At 72.6% G+C, this 14162-nt stretch carries 10 protein-coding genes; 5 read left to right on the forward strand and 5 right to left on the reverse strand.

Annotated elements, in window-relative coordinates:
- Complete coding sequence (locus ACQP2F_RS30715; RefSeq protein WP_433293479.1) at positions 1–2334, reverse strand: MMPL family transporter; 2334 nt, start codon at positions 2332–2334, stop codon at positions 1–3.
- Between the two features lie 156 nt (positions 2335–2490).
- On the opposite strand from ACQP2F_RS30715, the gene ACQP2F_RS30720 reads away from it, so the two are divergent.
- The 4 genes from ACQP2F_RS30720 (at position 2491) to araA (ending at position 7404) form a co-directional block, all read left to right on the forward strand.
- On the forward strand, positions 2491–3069 hold the full coding sequence (locus tag ACQP2F_RS30720) for a TetR/AcrR family transcriptional regulator (protein WP_433293481.1): 579 nt from the start codon (positions 2491–2493) through the stop codon (positions 3067–3069).
- 554 nt (positions 3070–3623) lie between these two features.
- A complete protein-coding gene (gene araB / locus ACQP2F_RS30725) occupies positions 3624–5255 on the forward strand; it encodes a ribulokinase (protein ID WP_433293483.1) in 1632 nt (543 codons plus the stop codon).
- Entirely contained in the window at positions 5252–5917 is a 666-nt protein-coding gene (locus ACQP2F_RS30730; RefSeq protein ID WP_433293485.1) for an L-ribulose-5-phosphate 4-epimerase, read from the forward strand. Before araB ends, ACQP2F_RS30730 begins: the two co-directional genes overlap by 4 nt.
- Positions 5914–7404 (forward strand): L-arabinose isomerase, encoded by a 1491-nt coding sequence (araA, locus tag ACQP2F_RS30735; protein ID WP_433293487.1) that lies wholly within the window; start codon positions 5914–5916, stop codon positions 7402–7404. The genes ACQP2F_RS30730 and araA overlap by 4 nt, the downstream gene beginning before the upstream one ends.
- A gap of 77 nt (positions 7405–7481) precedes the next feature.
- On the opposite strand, the gene ACQP2F_RS30740 is transcribed toward araA, so the two are convergent.
- Complete coding sequence (locus ACQP2F_RS30740; RefSeq protein ID WP_433293490.1) at positions 7482–8693, reverse strand: NAD(P)/FAD-dependent oxidoreductase; 1212 nt, start codon at positions 8691–8693, stop codon at positions 7482–7484.
- Between the two features lie 57 nt (positions 8694–8750).
- Between ACQP2F_RS30740 and ACQP2F_RS30745 the strand changes: the two genes are divergently transcribed.
- On the forward strand, positions 8751–9350 hold the full coding sequence (locus tag ACQP2F_RS30745; RefSeq protein WP_433293492.1) for a TetR/AcrR family transcriptional regulator: 600 nt from the start codon (positions 8751–8753) through the stop codon (positions 9348–9350).
- Between the two features lie 34 nt (positions 9351–9384).
- Here the strand turns inward: ACQP2F_RS30745 and ptsP are convergent, their stop codons facing one another.
- Genes ptsP through dhaK form a run of 3 tightly spaced genes read right to left on the reverse strand, consistent with a single transcriptional unit; the run spans position 9385 to position 14139 of the window.
- A complete protein-coding gene (ptsP, locus tag ACQP2F_RS30750) occupies positions 9385–12492 on the reverse strand; it encodes a phosphoenolpyruvate--protein phosphotransferase (RefSeq protein ID WP_433293494.1) in 3108 nt (1035 codons plus the stop codon).
- Between the two features lie 6 nt (positions 12493–12498).
- Positions 12499–13134 (reverse strand): dihydroxyacetone kinase subunit DhaL, encoded by a 636-nt coding sequence (gene dhaL / locus ACQP2F_RS30755; protein WP_433293496.1) that lies wholly within the window; start codon positions 13132–13134, stop codon positions 12499–12501.
- Between the two features lie 3 nt (positions 13135–13137).
- Positions 13138–14139, reverse strand: a complete 1002-nt coding sequence (gene dhaK, locus ACQP2F_RS30760; protein ID WP_433293498.1) for a dihydroxyacetone kinase subunit DhaK — start codon at positions 14137–14139, stop codon at positions 13138–13140.
- Between the last annotated feature and the right edge of the window lie 23 nt (positions 14140–14162).

Genomic DNA, 14162 nt, shown 5'->3' on the forward strand with positions numbered 1-14162 from the left:
TCAGGCGGCGATCAGCTCCTTCTCCCCGGTGTCCGCCGGCTCGGCCGCCGGCTGCCTGGTGAGCGCCTCGCCCTCGACGTCGACGTTCGGCAGCACGCGGTCGAGCGCGCGCGGCAGCCACCAGGCGGCCCGGCCGAAGAGCGACAGCACGGCGGGGACGATCGTCATGCGTACCAGGAAGGCGTCGACCGCCACGCCGAACGCCAGCGCGAAGCCCAGCGTCTTGATGATCGTGTCGTCGGCCAGGACGAAGCCGGCGAAGACGCTGATCATGATGAGCGCCGCGGCCGTGACCACCCGCGCGCCGTGCCGCATGCCGCTGATCACCGCATGGTCGGGGTCGCCGCCGTGCACGAACTCCTCGCGCGTGCGGGTGACCAGGAAGACCTCGTAGTCCATGGCCAGGCCGAACAGGATGCCGATCAGGAAGATGGGCATCAGGCTGATGATCGGGCCGGTCGAGTCGAGGCCGATCAGTCCGGCCAGGTGGCCCTGCTGGAAGACGAAGACCACCGCGCCGAACGTCGCGCCGACCGAGAGCAGGAACCCGAGCGTCGCCTTGAGCGGCACCAGGACACTGCGGAACACCACCATCAACAGCACCACGGCAAGACCGACCACGATCAGGAGGTACGGGACCAGAGCGCCCGTGATCTTGTCGGTGACATCGATGTTGACCGCCGTCGTGCCCGTCACGGCCAGGGCGGTGCCGTCCCGGTCCGGCAGCGCGCGGATGGCCGCGACCAGGTCCTTGGTGGCCTCGGCGGTGGCGCCGCTGCCCGGGATGACGGTCAGCAGCGCGGTGTCGCCGGCCGGGTTCATGGCCGGCGGGGTGACCAGCACGACGTCCTTCAGGCCGGCGATGGTCTGCTGGGCGGCGGTGGCGGCGGCCTCGGTGGTGTGCTCGGCGATGACGATGAGCGGCCCGTTGAACCCGGCGCCGAAGCCCGCGGCGAGCTGGTCGTAGGCCTTGCGCTGAGTCGAGGCCGGCGACGCGGTGCTGTCGTCGGGCAGGGCGAGGTGCAGGTCCAGCGCCGGGACCGCGGCCACCGTGATGACGCCGAGCGCGAGCACGAGGGCGACGATCCGGTTCTTGAGCACCAAGCGTGCCCAGCGCTCACCGAACGGCATCTTGGCGCTCACTCGTCGCACGCCGCGCTCGCCGTTTCCGCCGCGCTGCCCTTCGCCGCCGCGCTCCCCTTCGCCGCCGCGCTCCCCTTCGCCGCCGCGCTCCCCTTCGCCGCCGCGCTCCCCTTCGCCGCCGCGCTCCCCTTCGCCGCCGCGCTTGTCGCTTTGGCCGCCCGCTTCTGCGGCGGCCCTGCGCACCTTCCTTGCCTGCACGCGGCGGCCGGCGAAGCCGAGCAGCGCCGGGGTCAGGGTCAGCGTGATGACCACGGCCATCGCCACGGTGAACGCCGCGGCCAGGCCCATCGCCGACAGGAACGGGATGCCGGTGACGCTCAGCGCGGCCAGCGCGATGATCACGGTGAGGCCGGCGAACACCACGGCCGAGCCGGCGGTGCCGGTGGCACGGCCCGCGGCCTCCTCGCCGTCGCGGCCCTGGGCGAGCTCGTGACGGTAGCGGGAGACGATGAACAGCGCGTAGTCGATGCCGACGGCGAGGCCGAGCATGGTGGCCAGGGCCGAGGTCGACGACGACAGGTCGAAGAAGCCGGTGGCGATCTGGATGCCGGTCATGCCGAGGCCCACGCCGATGATCGCGGTGAGCAGCGGCAGGCCCGCCGCTACCAGCGAGCCGAACGTGATGACCAGCACGAACGCGGCGATGATCATGCCCAGCGCCTCGCTCGAGTGGCCGCCCTCGGGGGTGGCGACCATCTCGCCGGAGTACTCGACGCCCAGACCCGCCGCCCGGGCCTCGTCGCCGGCCGCGAACAGCGCGTCGCGGGCGGCGCCGGTCACGTCACCGGCGGCCACTCCGTAGCTGACCGTCGCGTACGCGGTCCGCAGGTCCTTGGAGATCGTCCTGGCGGTGAACGGGTCGGCGACCGAGGAGACCTGCGGCGCCTTCTTCAGCGCGGCGACCGCCTTCTCGATGGCGGCCTTCTGCTCGGTGCCGGTGAGCGTGGCGTCGCCGCCGACGGTGAAGACGACCTTGGCCGACGCCCCGTCCGCGCCGGCGCCGAACTTCTCCGCCATCACGGCCAGCGCGCGGGACGACTCGGTGCCCGGGATCGAGAACGCGTCGCTGGTCGGGCCGGACAGCGTGGCCGCGCCCACCCCGAACAGGACGAGCACCGCCACCCACAGCAGGCCGACCACCTTCCGGCGGCGGAACGAGAACCGGCCCAGCCGGTACAGCAAGGTCGCCACGAAGCCTCCCTCTCACGTCTCGGGCTCTCTACGTTTCGGCATGGCCACGGTAGAGATGAGACTTACCGGCCGGCTAGAAAAGAACTAGCCAAGCGGTAAGTATCACACTTGCCCGTCGGCTAGGTTTTTCGTGGACGTGTCGATACGATGACCGGTGTGACACAGGGGGCCGGGGTGCGACCGCGCGGCGCCGGCCGGGCCGCGCTGCACGAGACCGCGCTTCGCTTGTTCGCCCGCGACGGGGTCGAGGGCACGTCGTTGCAGGCGATCGCCGACGACATGGGCGTCACCAAGGCCGCCGTCTACTACCACTACCGCAGCAAGGACGAGCTGGTGCTGGGCGTGCTCGCGCCGCTTTTCGCGTCGCTCGACGGCGTCCTCGACCGCGCCGCCGCGCACCGTTCCCGGCCGGCCCGGCTCGACGAGTTCGTGACCGGCATGGTCAACCTGATCGTCGACAACCACTCCCGTTTCTCGGTCCTGGTCGGCGACCCTTATGTGGCGCGCCTGATGGAGTCGCACCACGACCTGGTCGGCTGGTGGAACCGGATCGTCGACGAGATTCTGGGCCCGCAGGCCGATCCGCTGACGCAGACCGCCTTGCTGGTGTTCCTGAGCGGCATGACGGCCCCGTTGTCGACGCCGAGCGAGGCCGCGCCGGACCGCGAGACCCAACGGGCGCATTTGCTGGAGTGCGGCCGGCGCATCCTGGCCATCCGCCGCCGGACCGCCTGACCGGCCCCAGCCGAGGAGCGCCAAGGCAGGGCCGCCAGCGCAGGGCCGCCAGCGCAGGGCCGCCAGCGCAGGGCCGCCAGCGCAGGGCCTGCCGCCAGCGCAGAGCCCGCCGCCAGCGCAGGGCGGCCGGGACGGCTGGCGGCAGGGACGGCAGGCGGCAGGGGACGGCCGGGACGGCGGGCGGCAGGGGGCGGCAGGCGGCCGGGACGGGCGGGCGGCCGGGACGGCGGGCGGCAGAGACGGCAGGCGGCAGAGACGGCAGGCAGAGACGGCAGGCAGGGACGGCAGGCGGCCGGCACGGCAGGCAGGGACGGCAGGCAGGGACGGCAGGCGGCCGGCACGGCAGGCGGCCGGCACGGCAGGCGGCCGGCACGGCAGGCGGCCGGCACGGCAGGCGGCCGGCACGGCGGGTGGCCGGCGCGGCTCAAGAATGCGCCCAGCGCGCTGACCTGCAGTATGTTAGCGATAACAATTGCTGCCGTCGAGTGGCGTTGACACCTGTGTTGTTAGCGATAACAATGCTGAAACGCCCCTCGACGTGGAGGTATCCCCCCATGCCCGTTGACCCCTCCGTGGCCTGCGTGGTCGGTGTCGATTACGGCACTCTCTCCGGCCGCGCGGTCGTCGTCCGTGTCGCGGACGGCGCGGAGCTCGGCTCCGCGGTGCACGACTACCGCCATGCCGTCCTCACCGAGTCACTCCCCGACGGCACCCCGCTCGGCCACGACTGGGCCCTGCAGGTGCCGAGCGACTACATCGACGTCCTCAAGCACGCCGTGCCCGCCGCGATCACCGCCGCCGGCGTCGACCCGGCGCACGTGATCGGGGTCGGCACCGACTTCACCGCCTGCACGATGGTGCCGGCCCTCGCCGATGGGACCCCGTTGTGCGAGGTTGCGCAGTTTCGGGGCCGTCCCCACGCGTACGTCAAGCTCTGGAAGCACCATGCCGCCCAGCCGCAGGCGGATCGCATCAATGAGCTCGCCGCGAAGCGCAGCGAGTCGTGGCTCCCGCGCTACGGCGGGCTGATCTCCTCGGAGTGGGAGTTCGCGAAGGGGCTGCAGCTGCTGGAGGAGGATCCGGAGCTCTACGCCGCGACCGAACGATGGGTCGAGGCGGCCGACTGGATCGTCTGGCGGCTCACCGGTCGCTACGTGCGCAACGCCTGCACCGCCGGTTACAAGGGCATCCTGCAGGACGGCGCCTACCCGTCCCGGGACTTCCTCGCCGCGCTCAACCCCGAGTTCGCGGACTTCGTGTCGGAGAAGCTCGACCAGCCGATCGGTCAGCTCGGCGACGCGGCCGGCACGCTCACCGCCGAGGCCGCCGCCTGGACCGGGCTCCCCGAGGGCATCACGGTCGCGGTCGGCAACGTCGACGCGCACGTGACCAGCGCGGCCGCCGTCGCGCTCGAGCCCGGTCAGCTGGTCGCGATCATGGGCACGTCGACCTGCCACGTGCTGAACGGCGACGAGGTCCGCGAGGTCCCGGGCATGTGCGGGGTCGTCGACGGCGGGATCGTGGCCAGTCTCTGGGGGTACGAGGCGGGGCAGAGCGGCGTCGGCGACATCTTCGGCCACTACGTCGGCAACCTCGGCGCCGAGTGGACGCACGAACGGCTCACGGCCCTCGCCGCGGACCAGAGGCCGGGCGAGCACGGGCTGATCGCGCTCGACTGGCACAGCGGCAACCGGTCGGTGCTGGTCGACCACGAGCTGTCCGGCCTGCTGATCGGCGAGACGCTCGCCACCCGGCCCCAGGACGTCTACCGCGCGCTGATCGAGGCCACCGCGTTCGGCACCCGCAAGATCGTCGAGACGTTCGTCGCGGCCGGCGTGCCGGTGCGGGAGTTCATCGCGGCCGGCGGCCTGCTCAAGAACAAGCTGCTCATGCAGATCTACGCGGACGTGCTGAACATGCCGCTCTCGGTGATCGGTTCCGATCAGGGACCGGCGCTGGGCTCGGCGATCCACGCGGCCGCGGCGGCAAAGGCCTATCCGTCCGTACGCGCGGCGGCCGCGGCCATGGGCCGGGTCGAGCGCGCCGTCTACCGGCCGTCCGCTTCGGCCGCCGCCGTCTATGACGAGCTCTACGCCGAGTACTCGGCGCTGCACGACTACTTCGGGCGGGGCACGAGCAAGGTGATGCGCAAGTTGCGGGCGATCCAGCGGAAGGCGGCCGCGTGAGCGTGCTCGGGGACGTCCGGAAGCTGGTCGCCGACCTGCACGCGGAGCTGCCCCGGAACGATCTCGTGGTGTGGACGGCGGGCAACGTGTCGGCCCGCGTCCCGGGTGAGGACCTGCTCGTCATCAAGCCCTCCGGCGTCTCCTACGACGAGATAACAGCCGACGCGATGGTGGTCACGGACTTGGACGGCAACCTGGTGGAGGGTGATCACAAGCCGTCCTCGGACACGGCCGCGCATGCGTACGTCTACAAGCACATGCCCCACGTCCAAGGCGTGGTGCACACCCATTCCACGTACGCGACCGCCTGGTCCGCCCGCGGCGAGGCCATCCCGTGCGTGCTCACCATGATCGCCGACGAGTTCGGCGGCGAGATCCCGGTCGGGCCCTTCGCCCTGATCGGCGACGACTCCATCGGCCGGGGAATCGTCGAGACGCTTCGCCACCACCGTTCGCCCGCCGTGCTCATGCGCAACCACGGCGTCTTCACCATCGGCCGGTCCGCGCGCGACGCGGTCAAGGCGGCGGTGATGTGCGAGGACGTCGCGCGCACCGTGCACATCGCCCGCCAGCTCGGGGCGCCGATTCCCATCCCCCAGGGCGACATCGACTCTCTTTTCGCCCGCTATCAGAACGTCTACGGACAGGAGCCCGTCGCATGAAGCCCCAGATCTGGTTCCTGACCGGCAGCCAGCACCTCTACGGCCCGGAGACGCTCGACCAGGTGGCCGCCCAGTCGGCCGAGATCCAGCGGCTGCTCGCCGACGGAGGGCTCAGCGCCGAGATCGTCGGGAAGCCGGTGCTCACCGACTCGGCGGCGATCCGGCAGACCATGCTCGAGGCCAACGCCGACCCGTCGGTGATCGGCGTGATCGCGTGGATGCACACGTTCTCGCCGGCCAAGATGTGGATCACCGGGCTCGACACGCTGCGCAAGCCGTTGCTGCACCTGCACACCCAGCACAACCAGTCGCTGCCCTGGTCGACCATCGACATGGACTTCATGAACCTCAACCAGGCCGCGCACGGCGACCGGGAGTTCGGGTTCATCCAGGCGCGGCTCGGCGTGCCGCGCAAGACGGTGGCCGGGCACGCCGCGGACCCGGTGGTCGCGCAGCGCGTGGACGCCTGGGTGCGTGCGGCGGCGGGCTTCCAGCACATGCGTACGCTGCGGCTCGCCCGGTTCGGCGACAACATGCGGGACGTGGCCGTCACCGAGGGCGACAAGGTCGAGGCCGAGTTGCGCTTCGGCGTCTCGGTGAACACGTACGGCGTCAACGACCTGGTCGAGGTGGTCGACGCCGCCTCTTCCGCCGACGTGGACGCGCTCGTCGCCGAGTATTCCGACATTTACGATTTGTCGCCCTCGTTGCGGAAGGACGGCGACCGGCACGAGTCGCTCCGGTACGCGGCGCGCATCGAGGCCGGGCTGCGGCAGTTCCTGACGGCCGGCGGCTTCGGGGCGTTCACCACGAACTTCGAGGACCTCGGCGGCCTGCGGCAGCTGCCCGGGCTGGCCGTGCAGCGCCTGATGGCCGATGGCTACGGCTTCGGCGGCGAGGGCGACTGGAAGACCTCGGCGCTGTTGGCCACGGTCAAGGCGATGGGCGCCGGCACGGGCCGGGGCACGTCCTTCATGGAGGACTACACGTACCACTTCGGCCCCGGCGAGCCGAAGATCCTCGGCGCCCACATGCTCGAGGTCTGCCCCACCATCGCCGCCGAGCGTCCGCGCTGCGAGATCCACCCGCTCGGCATCGGTGGCCGGGAGGATCCGGTGCGCCTGGTCTTCGACGCCGCCCCCGGCCCCGGCGTGGTGATCGGCCTGGCCGACATGGGCGACCGGTTCCGCCTGGTGGCGAACACGATCGAGGTGGTGCCGCCGGACGAGCCGCTGCCCCGCCTCCCGGTGGCCCGAGCGGTGTGGAAGCCCGCGCCGTCGCTCTCCACATCGGCCGAGTGCTGGCTGACCGCCGGCGGCCCGCACCACACCGTGATGACCCAGGCCGTCGGAGCCGAGACGCTGCGCGACTTCGCCGACATGGTCCGCACCGAGCTGCTGGTCATCGACGAGAAGACCACGCCGCACGACTTCGCCGACCGGGTGCGCTGGAACCAGGCCTACTACCGCCTCGCCCGCCCGATGTGACAAGCCGGCGCCGCGCTCATCCTGCTGAACGCGGCGCCGGCTTCACCCGCCGCGCCCACCTCGATCGCGCGGTCGGATCAGGTACGCGACCGTGTCATTCCAGCCCGGGCCGCCATCATGCGCAGCATGCCCCTCATGCCGACGAGGCCGCGCAGGTTGGCCGGGCCGAAGAACTCCGGGAGCGGCACGGTTCCGGTCAGGACGCCGAGGAACCGCGCCGTCTGGTGGGGGTCCGCGGCCAGGGCCGGGAACAGGATCTCGTTCGCCGGGTCCGGCCGGAACGAGGCGAACCGGGCGGTCAGGTCGTAGATCGGGCGCCGGGCGCGGTCGCGCTCGCGGTGGAAGTCGCGGAACGCCCTCGCGGTGCCGGCGAGGACGGCGGCGGCCAGCGCGTCGGCGTCGCGCAGGGCGTTAGCGATGCCCTGACCGGTGATCGGGTCCATGACCAGGCCGGCGTCGCCGGCCAGTGCCCAGCCCCGGCCGCAGGGGCGGCGCATCACGGCCGGCAGGTCGGTGGTGGCGCGGATGTGCTCGACCATCGTGGCGGCGGCGAGGCGATCGCCGAGGTCGGCCACGCCTGCGACGGTCCCCGGCAGATCTCGGCGGAACCGGTCGAAATGCGAGCGGGGCATCCCGGCGTACAGGATGGTCCGCCCCTCATCGGTCGGCCAGAGACCGATCATGCGGTCGGGGCGGACGTAGACCTCGCCGCCCTTGACCGGCAGGCCCTCGAAATAGGCATAGCAGGCGGCCGAACGCGGCGTGCGAACCCGGTATCGCCGGGCGCCGACGGCCTTGGCCACCGTGGAGTGCTTGCCGTCGGCGCCGATCACCAGGCCGGCCGTGATCGTGCGGCCGGTGGAGCTGCCTTTCGCACGGCCGCGGATGCGGGCATCGGGTGCGCTCACCTCCTCGACGGCGAAGCCCTCCTCGATCTCGGCGCCGGCCTCGCGGGCGGCGTCCAGCAACAGGGTGTCGAGCAGGGTGCGGCGCGGGCTGTACACCGCGTCGACGCCGTCGAACGGCGAATACTCCCCGCGCAGGACGGCCGAACCCGCGTCGAAGGTGACACTGCGGGCCGGCGGGGTGCCGTACGCGGTCAGTTTGTCGAGAATGCCCCATCGGCGCAGGAGGGCGCCGCCCGGAAGTTGCACCTGGTGGGTGGAGAGCGTGTCGCTCGGGAAGCGTGCGCGGTCGACGACGAGCACGCGGAGACCGGCGCGGGCCAGCAGCATCGCCGTCGCCGAACCGGCCACCCGGGCGCCGACCACGATGACGTCGTAATCCATGGTGACCTCCCGTTTCGTTACGCCGTAACGTAACAGCGTCGCGTATTGTGGCCAAGCGTGGGACGTCCGAAGGAGCACGGAGCGCAAACCCGGGCCGCGTTGCTCTCGGCGGCGGCGGAGATCCTGCATGCGGAGGGTGCGGCAGCGGTTTCCGTACGCCGGGTGGCCGCCGCCGTGGGAACGACGACCCGCGCGGTGTACAGCCTGTTCGACGACAAGGACGGCCTGTTGCGGGCGCTCTCGGTCGACGTGGCCGAGACGATGCGCCGCCATCACGAGGCGGTCCCGTCGCAGGCCGATCCGATCGCCGAGATCGTCGAGCTGGCGCTGGCCTATCGGGCGGCGGCCCTCGAGAAGCCGAAGCTCTACGACCTGTTCTTCGGCACGGTCCGGGCCGGCGCCACCCAGGCCGATCCGTTGTTCGCGCTGGTCTATCGCAGTTTCGAGCGGGTGCTGAGCGTGGTGCGCCGGGCCGTCGCCGACGGCGTCTTCGCGGGGCGGGCCGAGTTCGACGTGGGCCGGGGATTGTTCGCGCTCGTGCACGGATTGGCATCGCTCGAGTTGCGCGGCGTGCTGGGCGGGGAGGCCGAAGCGGTGGCGATCTGGCGCCAGTCGGTGGGCGCGATGCTGACCGGCTTGCGAGAGCCACCCGCCTGACCGGATCGCCGGTCCATCGACGTCGCCGAACCCCTCAGGGGCTCTCCTTCCGATCTTCGCGTCTCCCGGCCATCAGCGCGCGCACCGCCTCCGCATCCGCGAGCTCCAGCGCCCGCCCGGCCACCTCCCGATCGATCGCCGTAGCGCGCACCGCCTCCTTGACCAGCGGCACCGCCGGCGGAGCCACGCTCAGCTCGCGCACCCCCAGCGCCACCAGCAGCGGAACCGCCGCCTCGTCCCCCGCCAGCTCCCCGCACACGGCCACGGTCCGGCCCAGCTCCCGGCACGCCACCTCGATCAGCCGCAGCACCGCCGGATCGAGCCCATCGGCCGGCACCGCCGGATTCCCACGCTCGGCCGCGAGCGCGTACTGCGTCAGATCGTTGGTCCCGATGCTGACGAAGTCGACATGCGCCCGGAACGAGCCGGCCTTGAGCGCCGCCGCCGGCACCTCGACCATGATCCCGACCCGCAGGCTCTCCGGCGGCCGTTCCGCCTCGAGCATCCGCCGCGCCTCGACCAGCTCGCGCACGCTGCTGACCATCGGAAACATGACGCTGACCGGCGTTTCCCGCGCCACTTGGACAATCGCCCGCAACTGCGCCCGGAACAATTCCGGCCGCCGCAGCGAATACCGCAATCCCCGGACCCCGAGAAACGGATTCTGCTCGACCCCCACCGGCGCCGCATAACGGAGCGGTTTGTCGCCACCCACGTCGAGCGTGCGCAAAGTGACGCGCCGCCCGCCGAGCGCTTCGGCGATTTCCCGGTACGCGGTGACCTGCTCCTCGACATCGGGAGCGGTATCCCGGTCGAGAAAGAGGAATTCGGTCCGCACCAGCCCCGCGAGGTCGGCCCCGTTTTCCGCCGCCGCCACAGCGTCCCCGACCGACCCGACGTTGGCCGCCACCGCGATCGCGACGCCGTCCTTCGTGGCCGCCCGCTCCCCCGATCGCCGAACCGCCGCCTCCTGCCGCCGGCCTCGCTCCGCCGCGCGCCCCTGGTAATCGGCCAGCGTCGCCGCATCGGGCCGCACCGCGAACTCCCCGGTCCCGCCGTCGAGCGCGACAACCGTGCCGGCGTCGACCCCGAGCACGCCGGCCCCCGCTCCCACCACCATCGGAATTCCCCGCGTACGCGCGAGAATCGCCCCGTGCGACGTAGGACTCCCCTCCGCGAGCAGCACCCCCGTCACGCGCTCCGGCCGAAGCCCCACCGCCTCGGCCGGCGTGAGATCCCGCGCGACCAGGACGCCGTCCCCGTCGAGCGCGCTCTCGCCGACGCCCAGCATCGCCCGCACGACCTGACCGGCGACGGCCCGGACATCCGCCCCGCGCCCGGCCAGATAGGAATCCCCGAGCCCTTCGAACTCGCTGGCAACCCGCCCCGCCGCTTCGGCAAACGCCTTGGGCGCCGCCTCCCCCCGATCGACCCTCTCCCGCACGTCCCCCAGCAGCTCCGGATCCTCCAGCAACAACAGATGCGCCTCGAAGATCCCACCCGCGGCTCCCGCAAGATCCCGAGCCCGCTCGATCTCCCCGCGCACGAGGTCGATCGCCGCCTCCACCCGCTGCCACTCGTCATCGACGTCGCCATCGGGCGACATTTCCGAAATGTCGGGCAGGGCCGTGCCGCTCGGGAACGTGTCGCCCCCGGCCGTGCCGCTCGTGGCCGTGCCGCCCGCGGCCGTGCCGCCCCCGGCCGCGTCGCCCTTGGCCGTGTCGCCCTTGGCCGCGCCGGCCTTGGCCGTGCCGCCTTTGGCCGTGCCGCCTTTGGCCGCGCCGCCCTCGGCCGTGCCGCCTCCGGCCGCACCGCCCTTGGCCGTGCCGCCCCCGGCCGTGTCCGCGGAGGGCGCGCGCCCGGGCCGCGCCAACCACGCCGGCCCCACAGCGACACCAGCAGAGGCCGCTTGCCCGCGCGCGAGGTAGGTGGCCGCCCCTTGCCTGCGCGCCGGATCTCCGGATGTCGCCGGCCACTCGGAAAGCGGGAGGGATGACGGGGTGGCGGCCGAACTCTTTTCCTCTGCGCCCGCCCCGCCGGTCTTCTCTGCGCCCGCCGCTCCGGTTTCCCCTGCGCCCGCCCCGCCGATTTCCCCTGCGCCCGCCGCTCCGGTTTCCCCTGCGCCCGCCCCGCCGATTTCCCCTGCGCCCGCCGCGCTGGCCGGCAGGCCGGTCCCGGCCGCCAAACCGCGCGCGTCGCCGACCGAGCGCGCGTCGCCGACCGAGCTCGTGTCGCCGAACGAGCTCGTGTCGCCGAACGAGCTCGTGTCATCGTCGTCGAACCCGCGCTCGGCCAGCGCCATGATGTCATCGACCGCCTGCCGCGCCTCCACTCCGGACGCACGCACCTCGATCTCGTGGCCTTGCAAGACTCCCAGCGTCGCCACGCGGGACAGGCTCGCCGCCGGCACCCATCCCGAGCCGGTCGTCAGATTTCGGACCTCCACCACCGCATCGAACCGCCGGACCTCCGTGACAAGCCGGGCCACCGGCCGAGCATGCAACCCATGCGCATTGGTGACCGTCACCCGCCGCGCCGCACCATCACCGCCGCCCGCCGCGCCGCCGCCCGCCGCGCCGCCGCCCGCCGCGCCGCCGCCCGCCGCGCCGCCGCCCGCCCTGCCGCCCGTCGCCCGCGCCGACGCGTCGGCCGATGTGTCCGTTGCCGACGGAGCGCCACGCGACGGCTCCGGCGCCGGAAGCCCCAACTGCGACTGCTTTCCCTGCAGCGCGCCGACCGCCTCGGCCGCCACCTCGTCGCGCGCGGCGCCGGACGCCGCCGCGACCACCGCGGCCACCAAGCCCTCGACCAGCGGGGCCGGGCACAGCACGACCCGGTCCCGCACCTGGTCGTCGAGCATCTCCAGCGCCAGCTCGGCGGAGAGGACCGCGCTGCCCAGGTCCATCAGGACGACCACGCCGTCGCCGCGGTCGGCGGCCTCGATCGCGGCCATGATGGCCACGGCGTCGGTGCCCAGGGTGGTCTCGTCGAGGCCGGCGGCGGTCTCCACCGCGAGGTCGCCGGCGTGCGGCATCTCCAGGGCCAGGGACACGGCCGCCTCGGCCAGGGCACGGCTGTGGCTGACCACGACGAGGCCGACCGAACGCGTCCGGCGCCCGCTCGGCCGGCCCAGCGCCTCCATCGGGGCTCAGCCCAGCGACGTCGCGGCCGCGGCCAGCAGGAACGTCACCGACGTGGCGCCCGGGTCCTGGTGCCCGGCGCTACGCTCGCCCAGGTAGCTGGCCCGTCCCTTGCGGGCGACCATCGGGATGGTGGCGGCCCGGCCCTCCTCGGCGGCGCGGACCGCCGCGTCCAGGGCCTCGGCCAGGGGCTGGCCGCCCCCGACCGCCTTCTCGAACGCGGCGACGGCCGGGGACAGCGCGTCGACCATGGTCTTGTCGCCCTCGACCGCCTTGCCGCGCGCGGTGATCCCCTCCAGGGCCGCCCGCAGCACCTTGGCGAGGTCGTCGGCATCCAGCGTCTCGGCGTCGCCCACGCCGGCCGACATGCGCAGGAAGGCGGTGCCGTAGAGCGGGCCGCTCGCGCCGCCGACCGTACTCACCAGGGTCATGCCGGTGCGCTTGAACAGCTCGGCCGGGCGGCCGGGCGCCTCGCTGTCGAGGGCGGCGACCACCGCGGCCATGCCCCTGTCCATGTTGGCGCCGTGGTCCGCGTCGCCGATCGCCGAGTCGAGCTCGGTGAGCATCTCCTTGTGCTCGGCGATCAGGCGGGCGAACTCACGGATCCACCGCTGCAACGCGTCGAGGTCGACGGTGTCGGCCATGGGTCAGACTCCCCACCGCAGCGCGGGCGTACGCACCGGGGCGTCCCACAACCGCAGCGTCTCGTCGTCGGCCTTGACCAGCGTCACCGAGCAGCCGGCCATGTCGAGGCTCGTGATGTAGGGCCCCACCAGCGACCGGGCGATGCCGATGCCGTTCTTCTCGAGGATGGTGGCGACCTCCTGGTACATCACGTAAAGCTCGAGCAGCGGCGTCGCGCCCATGCCGTTCACAAAGGCGATGACGCCGTCGCCGCCGGTGAAGTCGAGGTCGTTGAGGATCGGCGAGACCAGCATCTCGGCGATCTCGGCGGCGCTCGCGATCGGCACCCGGCGGCGGCCCGGCTCGCCGTGGATGCCGATGCCGACCTCCATCTGGCCGTCGGGCAGATCGAACGTCGGCTTGCCGGCGGCCGGCACCGTGCACGAGGTCAGCGCCACGCCCATGCTGCGGCCGTTCGCGTTGACCTTGCGGGCCACCTCGGCCACCTCGGCCAGCGGCCGGCCCTGCTCGGCGGCGGCGCCCGCGATCTTCTCGACCAGGACCGTGACGCCGACGCCACGGCGGCCGGCCGTGTAGAGACTGTCCTGCACGGCCACGTCGTCGTCGGTGACCACGGCGACCACCTCGGTGCCGCTCTCGGCCGCGACGAGCTCGGCCGCCATCTCGAAGTTCATGACGTCGCCGGTGTAGTTCTTCACGATGTGCAGCACGCCGGCGCCGCCGTCGACGCCCTTGGTGGCGGCCACCATCTGGTCGGGAACCGGGGAGGTGAAGACCTCGCCGGCACAGGCCGCGTCGAGCATGCCCATGCCCACGAAGCCGGCGTGCAACGGCTCGTGGCCGGAGCCGCCGCCGGAGACGAGCCCGACTTTGCCCGACACGGGCGCGTCGCCGCGGAAGACGACCCGTTGCTCATGGTCGACCCGCAAATCAGGATGTGCCGCCGCGAGACCCCGGAGAGCGTCGCGGACCACTCCCGCCGGGTCGTTGATGAGCTTGTTCATGGAATTCAACCTACGCCCGGAAG

The sequence above is a fragment of the Actinoplanes sp. CA-030573 genome (genome assembly GCF_050951115.1).
Taxonomy (GTDB): domain Bacteria; phylum Actinomycetota; class Actinomycetes; order Mycobacteriales; family Micromonosporaceae; genus Actinoplanes.

What these genes read in the sequence shown, in the direction of transcription:
- ACQP2F_RS30740 (WP_433293490.1), bottom strand. Translation starts at nt 8,693, where the DNA reads ATGGATTACGACGTCATCGTGGTCGGCGCCCGGGTGGCCGGTTCGGCG.
- ptsP (WP_433293494.1), bottom strand. Translation starts at nt 12,492, where the DNA reads ATGGAGGCGCTGGGCCGGCCGAGCGGGCGCCGGACGCGTTCGGTCGGC.
- dhaK (WP_433293498.1), bottom strand. Translation starts at nt 14,139, where the DNA reads ATGAACAAGCTCATCAACGACCCGGCGGGAGTGGTCCGCGACGCTCTC.
- dhaL (WP_433293496.1), bottom strand. Translation starts at nt 13,134, where the DNA reads ATGGCCGACACCGTCGACCTCGACGCGTTGCAGCGGTGGATCCGTGAG.
- araA (WP_433293487.1), top strand. Translation starts at nt 5,914, where the DNA reads ATGAAGCCCCAGATCTGGTTCCTGACCGGCAGCCAGCACCTCTACGGC.
- araB (WP_433293483.1), top strand. Translation starts at nt 3,624, where the DNA reads ATGCCCGTTGACCCCTCCGTGGCCTGCGTGGTCGGTGTCGATTACGGC.